The organism is Actinoplanes sp. NPDC051470, assembly GCF_040682035.1.
Classification (GTDB): Bacteria; Actinomycetota; Actinomycetes; order Mycobacteriales; family Micromonosporaceae; genus Actinoplanes.
The window spans coordinates 266,378-285,893 of record NZ_JBFBAA010000010.1 but is presented as its reverse complement, the minus strand read 5'-3'; the positions used below and the strand labels follow the sequence as shown (position 1 = coordinate 285,893).

At 71.4% G+C, this 19,516-nt stretch carries 19 protein-coding genes; 10 read left to right on the top strand and 9 right to left on the bottom strand.

Translation table 11 applies throughout. From position 1 onward, the window contains the following. Window positions 1–81 precede the first annotated feature (81 nt). A complete protein-coding gene (locus AB0M54_RS20155; RefSeq protein ID WP_364472998.1) occupies window positions 82–399 on the bottom strand; it encodes an STAS domain-containing protein in 318 nt (105 codons plus the stop codon). Window positions 400–633: 234 nt separating this feature from the next. Here AB0M54_RS20155 and AB0M54_RS20150 point away from each other — a divergent pair, with 234 nt between their 5' ends. From AB0M54_RS20150 to AB0M54_RS20120, 7 genes are all read left to right on the top strand, one after another. Then, window positions 634–2,493 (top strand): adenylyl cyclase, encoded by a 1,860-nt coding sequence (locus tag AB0M54_RS20150; protein ID WP_364472996.1) that lies wholly within the window; start codon window positions 634–636, stop codon window positions 2,491–2,493. Between the two features lie 87 nt (window positions 2,494–2,580). Further along, window positions 2,581–3,096, top strand: a complete 516-nt coding sequence (locus tag AB0M54_RS20145) for a sigma-70 family RNA polymerase sigma factor (protein ID WP_364319581.1) — start codon at window positions 2,581–2,583, stop codon at window positions 3,094–3,096. After that, window positions 3,080–4,255 (top strand): hypothetical protein, encoded by a 1,176-nt coding sequence (locus tag AB0M54_RS20140; protein ID WP_364472994.1) that lies wholly within the window; start codon window positions 3,080–3,082, stop codon window positions 4,253–4,255. The genes AB0M54_RS20145 and AB0M54_RS20140 overlap by 17 nt, the downstream gene beginning before the upstream one ends. Next, window positions 4,252–5,196 carry an ABC transporter ATP-binding protein gene (locus AB0M54_RS20135; protein ID WP_364472992.1) on the top strand — a complete coding sequence of 315 codons (945 nt, stop codon included), beginning with the start codon at window positions 4,252–4,254 and terminating at the stop codon, window positions 5,194–5,196. The genes AB0M54_RS20140 and AB0M54_RS20135 overlap by 4 nt, the downstream gene beginning before the upstream one ends. Continuing rightward, window positions 5,193–6,038 carry an ABC transporter permease gene (locus tag AB0M54_RS20130; protein ID WP_364472990.1) on the top strand — a complete coding sequence of 282 codons (846 nt, stop codon included), beginning with the start codon at window positions 5,193–5,195 and terminating at the stop codon, window positions 6,036–6,038. The genes AB0M54_RS20135 and AB0M54_RS20130 overlap by 4 nt, the downstream gene beginning before the upstream one ends. A gap of 9 nt (window positions 6,039–6,047) precedes the next feature. Further along, window positions 6,048–6,374: a hypothetical protein gene (locus tag AB0M54_RS20125; protein WP_364472989.1), complete on the top strand. Its 327-nt coding sequence runs from the start codon at window positions 6,048–6,050 to the stop codon at window positions 6,372–6,374. 264 nt (window positions 6,375–6,638) lie between these two features. Beyond that, the gene (locus AB0M54_RS20120) at window positions 6,639–7,355 is read left to right on the top strand and encodes a sulfotransferase domain-containing protein (RefSeq protein WP_364472987.1); all 717 of its coding nucleotides are present in this window, start codon (window positions 6,639–6,641) and stop codon (window positions 7,353–7,355) included. Window positions 7,356–7,609: 254 nt separating this feature from the next. Here AB0M54_RS20120 and AB0M54_RS20115 read toward each other — a convergent pair whose 3' ends face one another. From AB0M54_RS20115 to AB0M54_RS20105, 3 genes are all read right to left on the bottom strand, one after another. Beyond that, window positions 7,610–8,017 carry a cysteine/serine endopeptidase inhibitor gene (locus tag AB0M54_RS20115; protein WP_364319570.1) on the bottom strand — a complete coding sequence of 136 codons (408 nt, stop codon included), beginning with the start codon at window positions 8,015–8,017 and terminating at the stop codon, window positions 7,610–7,612. Between the two features lie 20 nt (window positions 8,018–8,037). Next, the gene (locus AB0M54_RS20110) at window positions 8,038–8,793 is read right to left on the bottom strand and encodes a thaumatin family protein (RefSeq protein WP_364472985.1); all 756 of its coding nucleotides are present in this window, start codon (window positions 8,791–8,793) and stop codon (window positions 8,038–8,040) included. Window positions 8,794–9,016: 223 nt separating this feature from the next. Beyond that, window positions 9,017–9,901 carry a DMT family transporter gene (locus tag AB0M54_RS20105; RefSeq protein WP_364472983.1) on the bottom strand — a complete coding sequence of 295 codons (885 nt, stop codon included), beginning with the start codon at window positions 9,899–9,901 and terminating at the stop codon, window positions 9,017–9,019. On the opposite strand from AB0M54_RS20105, the gene AB0M54_RS20100 reads away from it, so the two are divergent. Together AB0M54_RS20100 and AB0M54_RS20095 are read left to right on the top strand one after the other, a co-directional pair. After that, complete coding sequence (locus tag AB0M54_RS20100) at window positions 9,900–11,303, top strand: PLP-dependent aminotransferase family protein (RefSeq protein WP_364472981.1); 1,404 nt, start codon at window positions 9,900–9,902, stop codon at window positions 11,301–11,303. The two genes, AB0M54_RS20105 and AB0M54_RS20100, sit on opposite strands and share 2 nt — an antisense overlap. A gap of 33 nt (window positions 11,304–11,336) precedes the next feature. Then, entirely contained in the window at window positions 11,337–12,305 is a 969-nt protein-coding gene (locus AB0M54_RS20095) for an acetylxylan esterase (protein ID WP_364472979.1), read from the top strand. Here AB0M54_RS20095 and AB0M54_RS20090 read toward each other — a convergent pair. The 3 genes from AB0M54_RS20090 to AB0M54_RS20080 are packed head-to-tail and all read right to left on the bottom strand — an operon-like array spanning window position 12,272 to window position 15,015. Next, window positions 12,272–13,144: a PPK2 family polyphosphate kinase gene (locus tag AB0M54_RS20090; RefSeq protein ID WP_364472977.1), complete on the bottom strand. Its 873-nt coding sequence runs from the start codon at window positions 13,142–13,144 to the stop codon at window positions 12,272–12,274. The genes AB0M54_RS20095 and AB0M54_RS20090 overlap by 34 nt on opposite strands. A gap of 17 nt (window positions 13,145–13,161) precedes the next feature. Further along, entirely contained in the window at window positions 13,162–13,992 is an 831-nt protein-coding gene (locus tag AB0M54_RS20085; protein WP_364319561.1) for an aminoglycoside phosphotransferase family protein, read from the bottom strand. Between the two features lie 27 nt (window positions 13,993–14,019). Further along, window positions 14,020–15,015, bottom strand: coding sequence for an NAD(P)-dependent alcohol dehydrogenase (locus tag AB0M54_RS20080; protein ID WP_364472975.1), 996 nt, complete (start codon window positions 15,013–15,015; stop codon window positions 14,020–14,022). A gap of 113 nt (window positions 15,016–15,128) precedes the next feature. Between AB0M54_RS20080 and AB0M54_RS20075 the strand changes: the two genes are divergently transcribed. Next, on the top strand, window positions 15,129–17,600 hold the full coding sequence (locus AB0M54_RS20075) for a glycoside hydrolase family 2 protein (RefSeq protein ID WP_364472973.1): 2,472 nt from the start codon (window positions 15,129–15,131) through the stop codon (window positions 17,598–17,600). A gap of 77 nt (window positions 17,601–17,677) precedes the next feature. On the opposite strand, the gene AB0M54_RS20070 is transcribed toward AB0M54_RS20075, so the two are convergent. Next, window positions 17,678–18,697: a 5'-3' exonuclease H3TH domain-containing protein gene (locus AB0M54_RS20070; protein ID WP_364472971.1), complete on the bottom strand. Its 1,020-nt coding sequence runs from the start codon at window positions 18,695–18,697 to the stop codon at window positions 17,678–17,680. Between the two features lie 17 nt (window positions 18,698–18,714). After that, window positions 18,715–19,122 carry a hypothetical protein gene (locus tag AB0M54_RS20065; protein ID WP_364319554.1) on the bottom strand — a complete coding sequence of 136 codons (408 nt, stop codon included), beginning with the start codon at window positions 19,120–19,122 and terminating at the stop codon, window positions 18,715–18,717. Window positions 19,123–19,516: the final 394 nt, after the last annotated feature.

Genomic DNA, 19,516 nt, shown 5'->3' with positions numbered 1-19,516 from the left:
GTTCCCCTCCCGTGGGCATGAAACGTCGTACGGGTAGGGAGGGGAACGACCCCGTGCAAATACGAAACGTGCAGTGTCAGATCACGGACCGTGATGATGGTCGTCGATGAGATCGAGCAGTCCGGCCACGTCCATGACCCGATGGACGACGCCGGTGGCGCCGACGATCCGGAACGGTTTGCCGGCCTCCCGGGCGGCGTTGACCCCGACGATGACGGCCCCGAGGGCCTCGGAGTCGATGAACGTCGTGTCCGTGAGGTCCAGGACCACCTGGTCGGTGGCCGGGTCTCCCGCTACGTTCAGTAGCGCGCGAGTCAACTCGTCCCGGGCGGCCAGATCGAACTCGCCGGCGAGCGTGAGCACCGGCGGATCTGCACTGAGAGTGTATGGATCTTCCACGGGACATTTGTAACAGGACAACTATCGAATCAGCCTCCCGGTACCGGTTCCGGCTGCCCGAACATCCGCGTGACGCTGCCGCTTCGGGCAACCGGGTTCCGGAACCGCGGCGAGTTGTCCGGGCTCGGCCGGATTGCCGTGTTCCCCCGCTTGACGAAGAAGTCTGTCTATCGCTTGCTTGGGACCTAGTCATTGCCAGCGCGTTAATTCACGTTGACTCGAAAAGGGGACCGCATGATCACACGCCGGCGTCTCGGCCGGATCGTCACCGTCTGTGCCGCTCTCACCGGGCTGGTCCTGACCTCCGCCGCCTCGGCCGGGGCTCAGCCCGTCACGCATACTCCGTCGGCCTCGCATCCGGCCCCGGCCGGCTTCGGACCGAACGTCACCGTCTTCGACCCGAGCACGCCGGTCGGCGAGATCCAAGCCGTCCTCGACGCGACCTACGCTCAGCAGGTCGGCAACGAGATGGGTACGCAGCGGTACGCGTACTACTTCAAGCCGGGCGTCTACGGCACCGCCGACCAGCCACTGCAGATCAAGGTCGGCTACTACACCGAGATCTCCGGCCTCGGCGCCAACCCGGGCGACGTGACCATCAACGGCAAGGTCGAGGTCTACAACCGCTGCCTCACCGCGGACAACTGCCTCGCGCTGGTCAACTTCTGGCGCACCGTGTCCAACCTGACCATCAACGTGAACGCCAAGGGCCAGGACGGCTGCCGCTCGTCGGCCAACTTCTGGGCCGTGTCGCAGGCCGTCTCGATGCGCCGGGTCCAGGTCACCGGGGGCAACCTGTCGCTGATGGACTACTGCACGGCCGGGCCGCAGTACGCCTCCGGCGGCTTCATCGCCGACTCCAAGCTGCCGGACGTCACCAACGGCTCGCAGCAGCAGTGGCTGACCCGCAACAGCCAGGTCGCCGGCTGGTCGAACGGCGTGTGGAACCAGGTCTTCGCCGGGGTCGAGGGCGCGCCGTCCGAGGCGGGCTTCCCCGCCCCGCCGTACACCACCCTGGAGAAGACGCCGGTCAGCCGGGAGAAGCCGTACCTGTTCGTGGATGCTCGGGGAAGCTACGCCGTCCGCGTCCCCGCGGTCCAGCGCAACACCAGCGGCATCTCCTGGTCCGCCGATGTCGGTCGTGGCCGCACCATCCCGTTGAGCGACTTCTACGTCGCGAAGCCGGGCGACGCCGTCGCGAAGATCAACTCGATGCTGGCCCGGGGCAAGAACCTCCTGCTGACCCCCGGGGTGTACGACATCCCGCGCAGCATCGAGATCAAACGCCCCGGCACCGTGGTGCTCGGCCAGGGACACGCCACGCTCACCGCCGTCAACGGCTCGACGCCGCTGAAGATCGCCGACGTACCCGGCGTGGTCGTCGCCGGTGTCACCGTCGACGCCGGGCTGACGAAGTCCAAGGTGCTCGTCCAGGTCGGCCGCCCCGGTCAGGACGCGTGGGGACGCAACTCCGACCCCACCACCCTGAGCGACCTGTACTTCCGGGTCGGCGGGCCGCACATCGGCAAGACTGCCACGGCCCTCGAGGTCAACGCCGACGACGTGCTGATCGACCACACCTGGGTGTGGCGGGCCGACCACGGCGTCGAGGGCTTCAGCGGCGACACCGAGCGCTGGCGGACCAACATCGGCACCACCGGCGTGATCGTCAACGGTGACCGGGTGACCGCCACCGGCCTGTTCGTCGAGCACTTCCAGAAGTACAACACCGTCTGGAACGGCAACAACGGCACCACCGTGCTCTACCAGAACGAGCTGCCGTACGACCCCCCGACGCAGCGGGACTGGATGAACGGCAAGGTCGAGGGCTACGCCGGCTACAAGGTCGGTGACCGGGTCCGCAACCACCACCTCTACGGCGCCGGCGTGTACGTCTTCAACCAGAACAACCCGGCCATCCACACCGAGAACGGCTTCGAGGTCCCGAACCGCCCGGGCGTCAAGCTGCACCACATCATGACCGTCAACCTCAGCGCCGGCGTCATCGACCACGTGGTCAACGGCGTAGGCGAGGCGGCCGACACGACCAAGGTCGGCCAGCCGGTCTACCTGCCGGATTACCCACTGTCCTGACACCCTGTCCCCAGGAACAGGGGGCCCGGAGCCGCTTGGCTCCGGGCCCCCTGTCACATCCGCGCCGCCGGCGGTGCTTAGAGGGATGTGGAGCAGGATGTGATGGTGGCGGGCGTACGGCCCGACCTGGAGCAGGTGTTCCGGTCGGCCTATCCGCGCGTGGTCGCGGTCGCCGCCCGGGTGCTGGGCTCGCGGTACGAGGCCGAGGACGTCGCCCAGGAGGTGTTCCTGACCTTCGGGCGCTCGTCGGTGCCGGCCGCCGAGGCCGCGGGCTGGCTCTCGGTCGCCGCCGCGCACACCGCGCTCAACCACCTCCGCACCGGCCGCCGCCGCGCCTCCCGCGAGGCGATCTCCGGCACCGCGGAGGTCGCGCCCGACATCGCCGACGCGGTGGTCACCCTCGAAGAACGCCGACGGGTACGCGCGGCGCTCGCGACGCTGCCCCGCAAACAGGCCGTCGCCCTCGTGCTGCGACACAGCGGTCTCTCGTACGCCGAAGTCGCGGCCGCCCTCGATCTCTCACCCGGCAGCGTCGGCACCACCGTGCGCCGCGCCGAGTCCGCCCTACGCAAGGAGTTGAACCGTCATGCGCCATCCGACTGACGGCACGTTGCGCCGCCTCCTGGACGAGCCGGCCGGGGTGGCCGCCGCCGACCGCGCCCATGTCGCGGACTGCCGGACCTGCCTGTCCGCGCTGGCCGCGGCCCGTGAGGACGCGCTTCTGGTGGGTACGGCCCTGCAGACCTCCGCCTCCTCCGCTTCTTCGGCCTCCTTCGCTTCCTCGGACGTCGATGCCGGCTGGAGCCGGCTGTCCGATGCCCTCGCGGAGGAGGCCGGCGCCAAGGTGTTGCCTGTACGCGCTCAGAGCAACGGGGTGTTGCCTTTACGCGCTCAGAGCGTCGGGGTGTTGCCTATACGCGCTCAGAGCAAAGGGCGCGCGGAGCGGTGGCGGGCGGCGTTGCGGAGTCCGGTCATCGCGGTCGTCGGGGTGGCCGCGATCGTCACCGGGGCGAGCGCGGCGGCCGCCGGTGACTGGTTCCCGATCTTCCGGGCCGAGCGGGTCGCGCCGATCACCGTCGACCCGGCCGACCTGGGGAAACTGCCCGAGCTGGACGCGTACGGGGACGTCCGGTTCATCGAGCCGGCCGACGTCCGGAAGGTGCCGAACGCGGCGGCCGCGCGCGCGGCGACCGGGCTGACCGCTCCCCGGGTCGGTGAGCTGCCGCGCGGCGTGGTCGGTGAGCCGGGCTTCCTTGTGGTGAACCAGGTCAGCGCACAGTTCACGTTCGACGCCAGGAAAGCTGCCGCGGCGGCGGGGGGCACGGCACATCCGGCGCCGCCCGCGGGGCTGGACGGCAGCGAGTTCCGGATGACCGCCGGGCCGGGGCTGGCCCAGGTCTGGAACGAGGCGCGGGGTGTGCCCGCCCTGGTCGTCGCGCGGGTGGTGGCGCCGAAGGCGTACTCGACGGGGGTGCCTTTCGAAACCGCGCGGGACTATCTGTTGTCGCTGCCGGGGCTGCCGTCGAGCGTGGCCAAGCAGTTGCGGGCGTTCACCGGGGACGGGACGACGCTGCCGATGATCGTGAACTCGGACGAGGAGGCGACCGCGTCCACCGACGTGCACGGTGTCCCGGCGACGCTGCTGACCGACCGGGGGAACGCGCTGAACGGCGTGGTCTGGATCGAGGACGGGGTGATCAACGCGGTCGGTGGGTCGATCGGCGCCGACGAGGTCCTGTCGGTCGCCCGGGGACTGCGATGACCGGATCCCTGGAGGCGGCGGCCCAGCTCGTCGCCGAGCTTCCGCCGGCGGCCGCCGTGTGGTGCTCGGGACTGCGGAAGCGGTACCGGAGGCAGATCGCCGTGGACGACGTGTCGTTCAGCGTGGACCGGGGCGAGGTGGTCGGGCTGCTCGGTCCGAACGGGGCCGGCAAGACCACCTGCATCAAGATGCTGCTCGGGCTGGTCCGGCCGGACGCCGGTGAGGTGCTGCTGCTCGGCCGGCCGGCGACCGAGCCGGCCGCCCGGACCCGGGTCGGCTACCTGCCCGAGCTGTTCCGCTACCAGCCCTGGCTGACCGCGGCCGAGGTGCTCGACCTGCACGTCAAGCTGTCCGGCGTCGCGGTGCCGGCGGGGGAGCGGCGGGAGACGCTGGGACTGGTCGGGCTGGCCGACCGGGCCGACGACCGGGTCGGCGCCTTCTCCAAGGGCATGCAGCAGCGGCTCGGGCTGGCCGTCGCGCTGGTCGCCCGGCCCGAGCTGGTGGTGCTCGACGAGCCGACCAGCGCGCTCGATCCGCTCGGCCGGGCCGACGTGCGCGACCTGCTGCTCGCCCTCCGGCAGCGGGACGTGGCGGTGCTGCTCAACTCGCACCTGATCGGCGAGGTGGAGCGGGTCTGCGACCGGGTGGTGATCCTCGACCGGGGCAAGGTCGCGGCGGCCGGCACGCTGGCCGAGCTGCTGGGCCGCACCGAGATCCGGCTGCGGCTCGCCTCCGTCCCGGACGCGGCCGAGGCCCGGATGGCGGCACTCGGGCCCGTGACGCGCGCCGGCGACGCCTTCACGGTCGACGCCTCGCTCGAAGCCATTCCCGACCTGGTGGCCGACCTGGTCGGGCTCGGCGTGCGGGTGCACGCGGTCGAGCCGGGGCGGATCAGTCTCGAGGAGCGGCTGCTCGACATTCTCCGGGGGGATCAGGAATGACGCTGTCGACCGTACCCGTCATCGCGGGTCTGACCTTGAAAGAGGCCGCCCGGCGGAAGGTGCTGCGTTCGCTGGCCGTGCTGACCGTGGTGCTGCTGGCGTTGAGCGCGTGGGGGTTCTGGCGGCTCAGCCTCGAATTCGGGACGCTGACCAGCGGCGAGGCCAAGCTGGCGGCGTCGCAGGTGCTGAACCTGGTGATGTTCGGGCTGAGCCTGATCGCCGCGCTGGGCACCGCGTTCCTGGCCGGGCCGACCGTCTCCGGCGAGATCGAGTCCGGCGTGGCGCTGGCCATCATGACCCGGCCGGTACGCCGCTCGTCCGTGCTGGCCGGCAAGTGGCTGGGGCTGGTCGCCTTCGGCAGCGGCTACATCGTGATCACCGGCCTGGCCCAGTTCGTGATCGTGAAGGCGACACTGGACTACTGGCCGCCGCACCCGATCACCGGCCTGCTGATGCTGGCCGGCCAGACCACCGTCCTGCTGACCCTGGGCCTGCTGCTGTCCACGGTGATCTCCCCGATGGCGTCCGGCATCGTGTCGGTGGGCCTGTTCGGCGCCACCTGGATCGCCGGGGTGGTCGGCCAGGTCGGCGACGAACTCGGCAACGCCGGCATGGCCCAGGTGGGCACGGTGTCCCGCATGATCGTGCCGACCGACGGCCTGTGGCGCGGCGCGATGAACGCCTTCCAGGACCCCGGCGCGGTGCAGTTCGCGGCCAACTTCGGCGCGTCACCGTTCCTCAGCATGGTGCCCACGCCCCCGGCCTACGTCGGCTGGGCGGTGATCTGGGGCGCGCTGATCCTGGGGCTGGCGGCCCTCTCGTTCCAGCGCCGGGACCTATGATCGTCGCTCGTGGCCCACGAGATCTTCCGTACGCTCCCGTTCCCGTTCCCCGACCACCGTTTCCCACCCGAGCTGGGCGCCGTGGTGCAGCGAACCGTGCATGAGGGCAAACTGCCCGCCCTGAGCGTGATCCACAGCGCCGACAACTCCTGGATCGTCCTCGACGGCGTCAACGACCCCAACGTCGAGGGCGCCGTCCTGGTCGACGCCATGGTCCACCTGGTCGAGGCCGACCCGACCCTGGCCGACATGGCCCGCCTCGACGCCGGCAACCGCGCCGACCGCGACGAGGTCGGCGGCAAGTGGCAGGTCTTCCGCGACGCGCCGCTCCCGTAGGCCGCGCGTCCACCGCCGCGTTCCAGATCCCGGCCAGAAGTCAATCCCTGCCCTCGACTCAGCAGATCCGCGCCTGCCCGAAGCCAGCACGACGCCCATGCCAGGTGGCAGCGCCAGATAGCTCAGGAATCTGGTCCCCGGCGTGCTCGACGTGAGTTGGGCTGAAGAAGCCGTCGTCCTCTCGCGGGATCGCATCGCGGCAGAAGAGGATGCCGGCGGCACATCGGCTCGCTCATGCGCTCTGCCGCTGGCTACGGTTCGGTGATGATTGTGTGGGTGGCGTCGTTTCCTCGTTCCGGCAACACCTTCCTGCGGATCGTCCTCCACAGGCTGTATGGCGTCAGAACCTCGACTGTCTATGACGTTGACGGTGTTGCCGAGCGCCTCGGGAAGGATTTGATCGGGTTCACCGATCGACCAGGAAGCCTTTCTGAGATGCGGGCGACCGACGAGCTGCATTTCGTCAAGACCCACCGGCAGCGTGATGCCGACGTCGACGAGGACGATCGGGCGATCTGCCTGGTGCGAGACGGCCGTGACGCCCTGGTCTCGTGGGCCCGCCAAGCGAGCGAGGAAGACCCGAACATCTACCGGGCCGAACTGCGGTCGAAGATTCTGCGAGTGAGCGCGGTCGGAACCGGAAGTTGGGGAACCAACGTTCTCAGCTGGCTGCGACCGTCGGCGCCGCATCGTGTCGTCCTGCGATACGAGGACCTGATTCGTGACCCGCATGCGGCGGTCGCTCCGATCATCGCCACGGTGGCCCCCGCGCTTGGTCTGCGGTCGGGGGCTGCCATTCCCTCTCTCGACGAGCTGAGGGGGCATGACGACCTGTTCTTCCGCCGAGGTCGCACCGGCAGCCATCAGGATGAGCTGCCCATCGAGTTGCACCAGCTGTTCTGGGCACGGGTCGACAACCAAACGGCGATGGACCTACTCGGCTACCCCAAGCCCGACGACGATGAAGCCTGGAAGCTCTGACCTGCGCGCGGATCGCGGCAGATCAGTACACCAGAATCTTGCGCTACGAAAGCCGCCGCCCGGACCTTCCGAGGACGAAGGGCGGGCGGTCCAGATGAGACCTGGTCCGAGCGGCTGGCACCAATGTGCCGACAACGGCCCATGGCATGCGTGCCAGCGAAATGTTTACCTGTCGGCCGGACTGCGGCCGCCGTCGGGCAGTTGCGCGAGGTGATCCGGCGGCGCGCCGAATCACCTCGCCACGGACGCGATCGTCAGCGGTTGACGAACTTCCATGTGATGCCGTTGATGACGCCCTGGTCGGTGTTGGCGAAGCGCTGAAACACCGGCTTGCTCAGGTCGAGGTGGGTCGAGTCGCAGGACGGGCACTTGTCCCGCACCGGAACCGTGACGGTGACGCCGTTGTACGTCACCTCGACGTTGTAGTTGCACACCGGGTCGTTGTTCGGGTTCGCTGTCGTCCACCAGGTGTACGAGACCGCGACGAGGTAGTCGGTCGCGGCGTTGATCTGCGTGCCGCAGGCCCCGTACCCGGCGTCGTCGTAGTAGGTCGCCTTGCCGGTGAAGGTCTGCCCGACCGGGATGGCGGCGTTGGCGGGGTTGCCGGTGAGCAGCACCAGGATCGCTGCGACGGCACCGACGACCAGACTGCGGCGCTTCATGTCCATTCGCTCCTTCAACATCAGGCGGTGCCGGGCGCGTAGTAGGTGATGGTGAAGCCGGTGCAGTTGGCGCACTGCCGGATCACCTGGTTGCCGGGGACGGAGTCGGCCTTCGACCACGAGTACGCGTACGGGCAGTGGCTGCCGAGCGCGTTGCTGTACGCGGTCTGCGCGTCGCGGTTCGGGTTGGTGCACAGCATGCGGGTGCTCGTGCCGGGGTAGTTGGTGACGTTCGCCGCCGGGCAGTACGGCAGCAGGTCGGTCGTGCAGCCCATCACCTGGCAGCTGCCGCCACCCGCCGGTGGCGCGGGCGCGTTGTTCGGCGCGATGGTCAGCGGCAGGGAGAAGGCGTTGACGTAGCTGACGTTGTACCAGGGGGCGAGCGAGTCGGCGGTGTCGAAGTTGAACTCCGCGAGGCCGGCCGGCTGTTCACCGACCGCACAGTGGTCGGCGTACACGCCGCAGTCGCCGACGAGGCAGTGGAAGGTGCTGCCGGACGTGCCGGAACAGTACTGCCGCGCGACGAACTTGCCACGCCAGTGGTTCGGGAAGCTGTTCTCCGGGATGGTGACGGTCGCCGACTGCCCGTTGGCGAGAGTGGGCAGGCTGGTGAAGTTCACCGACTGGTCGGCGTTGACCTGGCTGCCGAGCCAAATGGTCTGACCCGACCGGTTCACGAACGTCACCGTGTGCGCGGCGACGGCCGTGACGGAGGCGACGGCATGTGCGGGGACCGCCGCCATGGCCAGCAGCAGCAACGCTGCCAACGTTGTCATCGTTCGCTTCATGGTTCTCCTCTCCGGCCCAAGATTCGGAGAGAGCGCTCTCTAGGCCAGCATTCTAAACCCATTGAGAGGCATTTATATAGATGTACGTCCATGGAAGTGCTCAGCTCAGCTGCCGGACGGCGCCGGCCACCTTCCGCACGCCCGAACGGGCGGGACTTGTCGCGCTTCCAGCCGGAGCGCTGCGTGAACAGCTGCGCCGCGTCGGCGCCCACTAGTCGCGGGCGCGCTGGGTGACGGCTACGCAGGACAGGACCAGGAGGGCGGCGGCGATGGCGGCGGGGGTGACCGGCTCGCCGAGCAGCAGGGCCGACCACGCCAGCGTGAGGACGGGCTGGATCAGCTGGAGCTGGCCGACCTTGGCGATGCCGCCGCGGGCCAGGCCGGCGTACCAGGCGAAGAAGGCCAGGAACATCGACACCACGGTCAGGTAGGCGAAGCCTGACCAGGCGGCGGCGCCGGCGTGGGGTGGGCGCAGCCACGCGGAGACGAGTGTCGCGGGGACGGTGGCCGGCAGCGCGATGATCAGAGCCCAGCCGATGGTGCGGGCGCCGCCCAGGTCGCGGGCCAGCGCGCCGCCCTCGGCGTACCCGAGCCCGCAGAGGATGACCGCGCACAGCAGGAAGAGGTCGGCGGCGCCCGGGCCACCGCGGACCTGGCCGCTCAGCGTCAGGAACGCGACCACCGCGGCCAGGCCGCCGAGCGCGGCCACCCAGAACCTCGGCCGTGGCCGCTCGCCGGCCCGCAGCACGGCGAACACGGCCGTCATCGCGGGCAGCGCGGTGATCACCACGGCGCCGTGGGCCGACGTCTGCGTGGTCAGGGCCAGCGACGTGAACAGTGGGAACCCGACGACCACCCCGAGCGCGACGATGGTCAGGCGCCGCCATTGGCTGCGGGTGGGGCGGGGCGCGGCCACGATGGTCAGGTACGCCCAGGCGAGTAACGCCGCGCCCACAGCGCGGCCGAACGCCACGAACCACGGGTCGAGATCGTGCACGGCGACGCGGGTGGCGGGGAGGGACAGGCTGAACGCGAGCACGCCGATCGCGCCGGGTGTTATCGACTTCCGCGCGATAGCGCTACTCTGTGCCGTCATGGAGAACGGTAACGCAGCCGCCCGCGTTATCCAAGATCTGCGCGCCCGGGCGCTGGCGTCGCCGGCCGGCACCCGGCTGCCGTCGGTGCGCGAGCTGACCGTGCGACACCAGGCGTCGCCGGTCACCGTGGCCGCGGCCGTCCGGCAACTCGTGGCGCAGGGCCTGGTCTCGGCCCGGCCGGGGCGCGGGCTCTACGTCGCCGAGACGTCGCCGGCCGCCGAGGCGCCCGATCTGTCCTGGCAGACCGTCACCCTGGGCGCGGGCCGCGCCGACGAGAACGCGCTCCAGGCGTTACTGGCCCTGCCGCCGGCCGGCGCCATCCCGCTCTCCGGCGGCTACCTCGACGAAGAATTGCAGCCGCTCGCCGCGCTGGGCGCCGCCCTGGCCCGGGCCGCCCGCCAGCCCGCGGCGTGGCAGCGTGGTCCCGCCGCCGGCCGGGCCGACCTGCGGGCCTGGTTCGCCCGGGAGGTCGGCGGCGGGCTGCACGCCGACGACATGGTGCTCGCCCCGGGTGGCCAGGCCGCCCTGTCGTCCGCCTTCCGCGCCCTGGCCTCGCCGGGGGACACGCTGCTGGTCGAGTCGCCCACCTACGTCGGCGCGCTGGCGGCGGCCCGGTCGACCGGCCTGCGCGTGGTGCCGGTGCCGGCCGACGCCGACGGGGTGCGGCCCGATCAGCTTGGCGCCGCTCTCGCCCGTACCCAGGCCAGGCTCTTCTACTGCCAGCCCCTGCACGCCAACCCGACCGGCGCGACGCTGTCGGCCGGTCGCCGGGCCGCGGTCCAGGCGGCGGTACGCGAGGCCGGCGCGTTCCTGATCGAGGACGACTACGCCCGCAACCTGACCATCGACGGCGAGGCGCCGCCACCGCTCGCCGCGTCGGACCCGGACGGCCACGTGGTGTACGTACGCTCGCTGACCAAGACCACCGCGCCGAGCCTGCGCATCGCGGCGATCGGCGCGCGCGGACCGGCCGCCCTGCGCCTGCGCAACGCCCGCCTCCTGGACGACCTGTTCGTGGCCGGCCCGCTGCAACAGGCGGCGCTCGAGCTGGTGACCAGCCCGGGCTGGGAACGGCATCGCCGAGCCTTGCGCACCGCCCTGCGTACACGTCGCGACGCCCTGCGCACGGCCCTCAACCGCCACCTGCCGTCACTGGCGCCGGTGACCGTCCCGCGCGGCGGCCTGCACCTGTGGATGCGCCTGCCCGACCACACCGACGACACCGCCGTGGCCGCGGCCGCCGCCAACGCGGGCGTGGTCGTCTTCCCCGGCCGGCCCTGGTACGCGGCCGAGCCGCCCGCCCCGCACCTGCGCCTGACCTATGCGGCAGCCGCACCCTCCCAGATGGACGAGGCAGTCCGCCGCCTCTCCGGCGTGGTGCTCGAGGCGCCGGGGGCATGATGGTGGTGATCATGCCTCTGGAGGGAGCGTTTCATGCCGCTGTGGGATCTCAGCGCGGACGAGCTGGCGGGCTATGCGCCCGAGATCGCCGAGCCGGACGACTTCGACGAGTTCTGGGGCGGGACGCTGGGGGAGGCCCGGGGGTACGGCCTGAGCCTGGAGCTGACGGCCGTCGACACCGGGCTGGTGCTGGTCGACGTGTACGACGTGACGTTCAGCGGGTTCGGGGGGCACCCGGTCAAGGGGTGGCTGACCCGGCCGCGCGGGCTGGACGGGCCGCTGCCGGCGGTGCTGACCTGCAACGGCTACGGGGGCGGGCGCGGGCTGGCGACCGGACATCTGGGCTGGGCCAGCGCCGGCTACGTGGAGCTGTTCCTGGACACCCGCGGGCAGGGGAGCGGCTGGGGTGACGGCGGGGACACGCCCGACCCGGTCGGCGCCGGGCCGGCACACCCGGGGTTCATGACGCGGGGCATCCTCGACCCGCGCGAGCACTACTACCGGCGGCTGTTCACCGACGCGGCCCGGGCCGTCGAGGCGCTGCGGGCGGTGGACGGCGTCGACCCGGCGCGGGTGGCGGTGGCCGGTGGCAGCCAGGGCGGGGCGATGGCGCTGGCGGTGGGCGGGCTCGTGCCGGACGTCGCCGCGGTGCTTCCCGACGTACCTTTCCTCTGCCATATCAAGCGCGGCGTCGAGATCACCGCGCGTGACCCCTACGCCGAGGTCTCCGCCTACCTGGCCGTCAACCGCGCGCACACCGAGCAGGCGTTCCACACCCTGTCGTACATCGACGCGGCCAACCACGCCAAGCGCGCGGTCGCCCCGGCCCGCTTCTCGGTGGCGCTGATGGACCAGACCTGCCCGCCCTCGACGGTCTACGCCGCCTACAACGCGTACGCCGGGCCGAAGGAGATCGACGTCTGGCCCTTCAACGACCACGAGGGCGGCGGCGGCCACCAGTGGCAGCGTCAGATCCCCTGGCTGAGCGCCCTGACCCGCTGACGTTCGGCCTCGACGTCGAAGTCCGCGGGCGGATAGCCCGGGTCGACGGCGGCCATCGCGTCCCGCAGCAGCGTGGCCACGGCCCAGTTGCGGTACCACTTCCGGTCGGCCGGCACCACGAACCACGGGTTGGCCTCGGTGCTGCACCGGGTCAGGGCCGCCTGGTACGCCTCCTGGTAGTCGTCCCAGCGGGCGCGCTCGTCGACGTCGCCCGGGTTGTACTTCCAGAACTTGGTGGGATCGTCGAGCCGGTCGAGCAGCCGCTGCCGCTGCTCCTCCGGCGAGATGTGCAGCATCACCTTGACCAGGGTCAGCCCGGCCTCGGCCTGCGCCGTCTCGAACGCGTTGATCTGCTCGTAGCGCTGCGACCACACGTCCTCGGGCACCAGGCCGTGCACCCGGACGACCAGCACGTCCTCGTACTGCGACCGGTTGAACACCCCCACGTGGCCGACCGCCGGCAGCGCCCGCTCGATCCGCCACAGGAAGTCGTGCTGCTTCTCCTCGTCGGTCGGCGGCCCGAAACTGACCGCCTCGACGCCAGTCGGATTCAGGCCGGCGAACACGCTGCGTACCGTGCCGTCCTTGCCGCCGCAGTCCATGGCCTGCAGCAGGAGCAGCACCCGCCGGTCGGTCCGCTCACTCTTCGCGCTGGCGAAGAGCTTCTCCTGGTACGCCGCGAGCTCGGTCCCGATCGACGAGACCGCCTCCCGGGCCCACGCCTTGGGGTCCTTACGCACGGCCTTGCTGTCGGGCAGTCCCGGCGTACCCCGGGGATCGACCTTGTCGAGCCGGAACGAGCCGGCCTCCACCGCGAGCAGCTCACGAAGCTGAGTCATCCTGCGGACGTTACCCCTCACCAGGCCGAACGCGCGCCGAGCCACTCGTCGGCCAGGGCCGCGGCGCGGGCGCGGATGTGGTCGTTGCCGGCCGGGGTGTTGTAGGCGGCGTACTGCGGCCACTGGAACACCAGGATGGCCAGTTCCTCGGCCAGCACCGCGCGGCCGAGCGTGGTCGCCCGGTCGAGGTTGATCGGCACCGTCACGCCGGCCGGGGTGGCCCGCACGTTCAGCAGGGCGTAGTCGGCGGACGGCCGGCCGATGCCCGCCATCTGCCAGTCGCAGAAGACCAGGGCGTCGCCGTCGACCGTGATGTTCTCGGTGTGGCAGTCGCCGTGGACGAAGGCGAGCGGCGGGCCGGCCAGGTCGGCGCGCAGCCGGCCGATGGCGGCGAAGATGTCGTCGAGCCGGGGCAGCGCCGGCGCCCAGAACGCCCGGACGGCCTTGAAGTCGAGGAAGGCCAGCGGGCCGGGGGTCTCCCAGCCCGGCCCCGAGGGCGGAGGCATGGCGTGCAGGGCGGCCAGGTCGCGCTCCAGCGCGGCCCACATCGCGGGCGTCCACCGGTCGACCGGCCGGGTCGGTCCGGCGTCTTCCAGGAGCAGCGCCACCCCGTCGCCGCCGGCGTCGAGGTGGTCGAGCAGCCGGGGCGTACGGACCGGGGCGGCCGGGGCCAGCGAACGGTAGAAGCGCAGCTCGCGGTCGGAGGTCCGGCTGATCTTCACGAAGGCCGGCGAACCGTCCACCATGGTCACGGGGTAGACGCCGGCGCCCGACCGGGATTCCAGCCGGCCGGCCGAGACCCGGGGCGCGAGCCGCCAGGCCCGCACCGCGTCGCCGATCGTGATCACGTGACGAGTCTAGAGGCGGGGCGAACCTCAGAACGTGATCACCACCTTCGCGCGGGCGTGCTCGGTCTCCAGGTAGCGGATGGCCTCCGGCACGTCCTTCAGCGGGTAGGTGCGGTCGACCACCGGGCGGATCAGCCCCTCCTCGGCCCAGTCGCGCAGCGTGTCGAGGACCGCGCGACCGCCCGGCGCCTGGAGCAGCACGATCCGGTGGGCCACGAAGCGCGCCGCGATCTGGGCCCGCACCAGCAGGCTCATCGGGCCGAGCACGCTGCCGCCCCGGGACACGCCGAACCCGCCCAGCACCAGCGTCCCGTCCGGGGTCAGCGCCCGCCGCATGTCCCCGAGCGTCCGGTTGCCGACCAGGTCGAGCACGACGTCGTAGCGCGGGTGGCCCGCGGTGAAATCGGCCCGCGTGTAGTCGATCACCTCGTCGGCGCCGAGCGCCCGCACCATCTCCACGTTCCGCGTGCGGCACACCGCGGTCACCGTCGCGCCGAGCAGCTTGCCGATCTGCACGGCGAACGGTCCGACCCCGCCGGACGCGCCGTTGACCAGCAACCTCGTCCCCGGACCGACCCGGCCATGATCGCGTACGCCGACCAGCGCGGTGCACGCCGCCAGCGGCATGGCCGCCGACTGCTCGAAGGTGAGGTTGGCCGGCTTCCGGGCGACCAGCCGGGCGGGCGCCCGCACGTACTCGGCGAACCCGCCCTCGGCGGCGCCCAGGTCTCCGTACACCTCATCGCCGACGGCCAGATCGGTGACCTCCGCGCCGACCCCGGCCACGTCCCCCGCGAAGTCCCGCCCGCGAACCGGCTGCCGGGGACCGTGGAACAGCGTGTGCTCCGGCGCGAGGAGCCGGCCGACATACGGATCGCCGCGCATGGAGTGCCAGTCGGAGGCGTTGACCGAGGCCGCCGCCACCCGCACCAGCACCTCGTCGGCGCGGGGGACGGGCGGGTCGATCTCCGCGAGGCGCAGGACGTCGGGCGAGCCGTACCGATCTTGGATGATCGCCTTCACACCCCGACGCTAGGGAAGCGCGGCCCCGAGAAACATCCGGGGCCGACCCTGAGACGTACGTGAAAGGATGTGATGGGCCTGCCCGAACATCTCACCAGGAGCTTGCCAACTCAATGATCCGTGACGATCTCCACGCCGGCTGGACCGTCGTGGCCGCCGATGACTCGATCGGGCCGCTGACCGCCGAGGTGCCGGGCTCGATCCACACCGACCTGCTCGCCGCCGGGCTGATCGACGACCCGTACGCCGGGGCCAACGAGGCCGCACTCACCTGGCTGCACCGGTCGTCCTGGATCTACCGCACCACGCTGCCCGCGGTCGCCCCGGCCGCCGACGAGCGGGTCGACCTGGTCTTCGACGGGCTCGACACGGTCGCCACGATCACGCTGGGCGGGGCCGAGCTCGGTCACACCGCCAACATGCACCGGAGCTTCCGGTTCGACGTGCGCGACAAGGTCAACACCGATCAGGAGCTGGGCGTACGGTTCGACAGCGCGCTCGCGTACGCCGAGGCGATGCGCGAGCGGCTGGGCGCGCGACCGGCGGCGTACGAGCACCCGTACAACATGATCCGCAAGATGGCCTGCAGTTTCGGCTGGGACTGGGGCCCCGACCTGCAGACCTGCGGCATCTGGAAGCCGGTGCGGCTGGAGCGCTGGCGGGTCGCCCGGCTGGCCTCGGTGCGCCCGCTCGCCACCCTCGACCCGGACGACACCACCGGGCGGCTGACCGTCCACGCCTCGATCGAGCGCTCGGGGCTCCAGCCCGCCGGTGACCTGGTGCTGCGGGTCTCGGTCGCCGGTCGGGTGGCCGAGACGCGGATCGCGGCCGGCTCCGACGCGGCCGTGGTCGAGCTGGCGGTGGAGGACGCCGCGATCTGGTGGCCGGTCGGCTACGGCGACCAGCCCCTGAACGACGTCACGATCGAGCTTCTCGACGGCGACGCGCGGCTGGATGTCGCCGAGCGGCGGGTCGGGTTCCGGCGGGTCGAGCTGGACGAGACACCGGACGAGATCGGACAGCGGTTCGCGATCGTGGTCAACGGGCGCGAGATCTGGGCCCTCGGTCTCAACTGGATCCCCGAGGACCACCTGCTCACCCGGCTGACCCGGGAACGCTACGCCGCCGCGGTCGACCGGGCCGTCCTCGCCCACGCCAACCTGCTCCGGGTCTGGGGCGGCGGGATCTACGAGTCGGACGACTTCTACGACCTCTGCGACGAACGCGGCGTCCTCGTCTGGCAGGACTTCCCGCTGGCCTGCGCGGCGTACCCGGAGGAAGAACCGATCCGGGGCGAGATCCTGGCCGAGGCCCGCGAGAACATCGCCCGGCTCAGCCCCCACCCGTCGCTGGCCATCTGGAACGGCGGCAACGAGAACCTGTGGGGCCACGAAGACTGGAACTGGAAGCTCGAGCTGGGCGACCGCACCTGGGGGCTCGGCTACTACGAGCGCGACTTCCCGGCCCTGGTGGCCGAGATCGACCCGACCCGGCCCTACCACCCGGGCAGCCCGTCCAGCCCCGGTCACGACCCGGCCGACGTGCACCCCAACGACGACCGGTACGGCACCCGGCACGAGTGGGAGTCGTGGAACCAGCGCGAGTACACCTGGCACGACCGGAACGTGCCGCGGTTCTGCGCCGAGTTCGGCTGGCAGGCGCCGCCGGCCTGGGCCACGCTCACCGAGTGGCTCGACCCGGCCGACCTGCGCAAGGACTCGCCGGCCTTCCTGCTGCACCAGAAGGCGGCCGACGGCAACGGCAAGCTCGACCGCGGCCTGGCCCACCACCTGGGCATCCCGGCCCGCTTCGACGACTGGCACTGGGCCACCCAGCTCAACCAGGCCCGCGCCACCACGTACGCGGTCGAACACCTGCGCGCGCACCGGCCACGCACCATGGGCAGCGTCCTGTGGCAGCTCAACGACTGCTGGCCGGTCACGTCCTGGGCGGTCGTCGACAGCGCCGGGCGGCTCAAGCCGTCCTGGTACGCGTTGCGCCGGGCGTACGCGCCGCGCCTGCTGACGATCCGGCCGCTCTCCGTCGTCGCGGTCAACGATTCCGATGCGCCCTGGTCGGAGACGCTTCTCGTGCGGCGACTGGCCTTCGACGGCACGGTGCTGGCCTCGGTCTCGCTGCCCGCCTCGGTGGCGGCGCGATCCGTGGCCACGCTGCCGCTGGATCCGTCGGTCACCACCCCGGGCTCGCCGGCGGCTGAGGTGGTGGTCGCCGAGCTTGACGGGGTACGCGCGTTCCGGACGTTCGTCGAGGACCAGACGCTCGCGTACGACCCGTCGGCCCTGACCGCGACCGTGGCTCCGGCGCCCGGGGGATACGCCGTGACCGTCGCGGCGTCGTCCTTCGCGCGGGACGTGACGCTGCTCGCCGACCGGGTGGCGGCCGACGCGGCCGTGGACGAGCAGCTGGTGACGTTGCTGCCGGGCGAGTCGTTCACCTTCCGGGTACGCACGGCTCAGGACATCGATCCCACGGCGCTGCTCGGGCCGTCGGTGCTGCGGTCGGCGGTTGTTGACGCCGACCCGGCGGCAGGAAGCGGCCCGGAGCACCGACCGGCCGGCGCGTAGACGGCGGGACTCGGCTGTGCCCGTACCCGATCAAGGTCTTGTCGGGGTTCGTCCTGGACGTGCGGCGGGGACGGCGGTCAGAACAGGCTCAGCTGGCCCGGCGTCGGGTCGCGGCGGCTGGACAGGCTGCGACGGAACACCCACGGCTGCAGCTCCGGGGTGGTGGTGTCGTCGACCCGCTGGGGCGGAACGTTGCCGACCAGGGCCCACAGCGACGGCCCCAGGTTGATGCCACGGGCACGGAGGGCGCTGCGCATCGTCAGGTAGTCCAGCGGCAGGCGGGCCGCGTCGAGGTCGGGCAGGGGCAGGTCGGTGCGCATGCGCATCAGGCGGCGGTTGCGGTCGACCCGGTCCTTGCTCGTCGCCAGCTGCCCCGCCGGCGCGTCGCCCACCACGTCACTGACCGTCCGCAGGTCACCGCGGTCGAGGGCGGCCCACGCCTCGTCGACCGAGCCGAAGGCGTTCAGCAGCTTGGCCGCGGTCGCCGCCCCGAAGCCCCGGACGCCGTGCAGGTTGTCCGACGGGTCGCCCCGCAACGCGGCGAAGTCCCGGTACTGTCCCGCCTCCACGCCGCACAGCTCGACCAGGCCCGGAGCGTCGATCAGGACCGCCTCGTCGAAACCTCCGTTGCGTACGCGCAGCACCTCGGTCGTCTCGTCGATCAACGCGAACGCGTCGCGGTCACTGGTCATGAGCACCGAACGCCAGCCCGCCCGCCGGGCCGCGGCGGCCCCGCTCGCCAGCACGTCATCCGCCTCATAGGCCGGCGGCACGACCACGCAGACCGCCGCGTTCCGCAGCAGCTCGGGCGCGCCCGCGATCTGCTCGCTCAGCGGAGCCGGCTTCTCGGGCCGGTGCGCCTTGTAGCCGTCCCACTCCAGCCGGCGCGCCGACGACACCGAACAGTCGAAGCCGACCACGATCGCATCGGGCCGGAGCTGGGCCGCCGCCCGCGCGACATAACCCACCAGCCCGCGCAACGCCCAGACCGGGCGGCCGTCGGAATCCTCGATGGGATCGCTCGCATACGCGTGGTAGGCGCGATGCAACAGACTGTTCCCGTCCAGCACAAGCAGCAGCGGCGACGGAAACGGCACCCGACCAGCTTAGGCTTTCACAGCCCCAGAGCGTGGAATTCGTACACGAACCGGCGCTGATCCTCGACGCTGACCACCTGACCGGCCGGCGCCGGGTCGAGCAGGTCGACGATCTCATGGACCTGACCCCGGGCGCGCCGCGTGAGGACATACCCCTGCCGGCCGTCCGCGAACTGCCGGAGCTGCCCCGACGGCCAGACGTTGACCCGGCAACCCTGGCAGCACAGCAACAGCCCGTCCGCCTCGAGCCGCAGCCGCAGGTCAATCAGGCAATCAACCAGATCCGGCCCGGCGAACGCGCCGTAGTCCCGCTCCAGCGACCGAGCCCCCACCACGGTCGCGCCGCGGTCGCCTTTGACCTGCAGGGTGATCGGCGCGATCCGGCCATCAGCATCGACAGTGTGCAATTGCCTCAGATCTTCCATCGACGATCATCTTAGTAACTCGACGCCGATCAAACTGGCGCGACCTCCATTGCGGATACTCGTGTCGCGCCTGCGTCGTGCATTGGCGGGCCGGCCGGTCCTCTGACTCGTGTCCAGCGCGGCCTGTCGAAGCTGAGTCCGGAATGTGGCGCTTGCCGGAAAGCCTTCCCGGGTGGGAGGTCTGCTGCATCGCTCGCGCTGGTCGTGGGCTGGGCTGGGTTGCCAGGCGCCCGGGCTGCCCGCTCGCCCTGCCTGCGGCCGCTCGCCCTCCCTGCCGAGCCGCGCAGTCGCAGTGTCGCGGTCAGTGTGCCGTGCCGCCCTACCACCGTCATGACCAGTGGCAGAGCAGCCCGGCATTACGGTCCTGAATACCGTTGGGGTCTACCGCTGCGAG